Below are 1442 nucleotides of genomic sequence, written 5' to 3'. Positions count from 1 at the left end.
TAACCGGGGATCATGTAGGATGGTAAGATCTTGCCCAAGGCTGATCTTATATCCGTTGTATTTAATACTGCCTTACTGACGATATATGCTACCAGTTCTTTTTCTTTACTCCCTTTCGCTGTTACAACCGCTGCATCTATGTCTACAAGCTGCTGCAATGCATTTTCTATCTCTCCCAATTCTATGCGGTAACCACGGATCTTTACCTGGTCATCCTTTCTGCCAATGTACTCTACGTTGCCATCAGGTAACCATCTGCCGAGGTCTCCGGTTTTGTACATCCGCTCGCCAGGTTGGAATGGATCAGCGACAAATTTCTCTGCCGTGAGCTCTGCCCTATTCAGATAACCGCGGGCAATACCTGCGCCACTTATACAAATCTCTCCGGTTATACCTACAGGTAATAAATGACCCGCATCATCAAGGATGTATATTCTGCTATTATTGATTGGACGACCAATAGGTATGGAGGTCCCATTCACAGCGCGTTCGCTTGCGTTGAAAATGGTAGTCGAAATGGTCCCTTCGGTAGGACCGTATTTATTATAAAACGTAACCTTCTCTTTCAGGCTATTCATTAAAGATAATGGGCAATTTTCTCCCGCTGAGATAACCCGTTTTAAGGAATGTGTAATCGTTAATCCTGCCTTTTCAAGTAATGCCGGAACACCATGTAAATGCGTGATACCATGGGTGGCAATAAAATCATTTAACTCACTGCCATCCAGTGATAAAGGATTGCTGATGATATATAAAGCTGCTCCGTTTAACAAACTTCCAAAAATCTGCTCTACGGATGCATCAAATGCAAAATTGGATATCTGTAAAACACGGTCATCTCCTCCTAACCCATACTCCGCATTAATAGCGGTCAGATAATTTACCAGCGAACGCTGTTCAATCATCACGCCTTTAGGCTGACCGGTGGAACCTGAAGTATAGATCACATAAGCAAGGTCTGCCGAAGTGTTGGCAGACAGGAGATTCTCTTTGTTATAGCTATCCTGCTCTTCCCGGAAGTTTACCAGTTCCTCTTCATCTATCAATACTTTGCACTGGCTGTCCGTAAGCATATAATCTATACGTTCCTGTGGGTACGCAGGATCAATAGGTACATATGCACCGCCTGACTTTAATACTCCCAGCAAAGCGATGATCATCCATTCACTACGTTCTAATTTTATTCCTATTAAATCATCTGGTTGTACATCATAATGTTTTCTTAAATAAACACCCAGCTGATTTGCCTTTGCATTTACTTCACTGTAACTCAGCGATTGTCCTTCAAATACCAATGCAACACGATCCGGGGTGCGGTTAACCTGTTCTTCAAATAAACTAATCAGTATTTTATCGGAAGGGTAAGGAACTGAAGTATTGTTGAAGACTGATAATAATCTTGCTGTTTCTGCTTCACTTAAATATTCCAGTTCTTCAATGGG

1 protein-coding gene is annotated in these 1442 nt (G+C 42.2%); it reads right to left on the bottom strand.

All coding sequences use genetic code 11. From position 1 onward, the window contains the following. Positions 1-1442: non-ribosomal peptide synthetase (locus BM176_RS32045; protein WP_177230630.1), on the bottom strand; the 1442-nt coding region annotated here is incomplete at both ends.

This window comes from Chitinophaga sp. CF118 (genome assembly GCF_900112615.1).
Lineage (GTDB): Bacteria > Bacteroidota > Bacteroidia > Chitinophagales > Chitinophagaceae > Chitinophaga.
The sequence above is the reverse complement of the archived record's forward strand: the minus strand, read 5'-3'. Positions and strand labels throughout refer to the sequence as shown.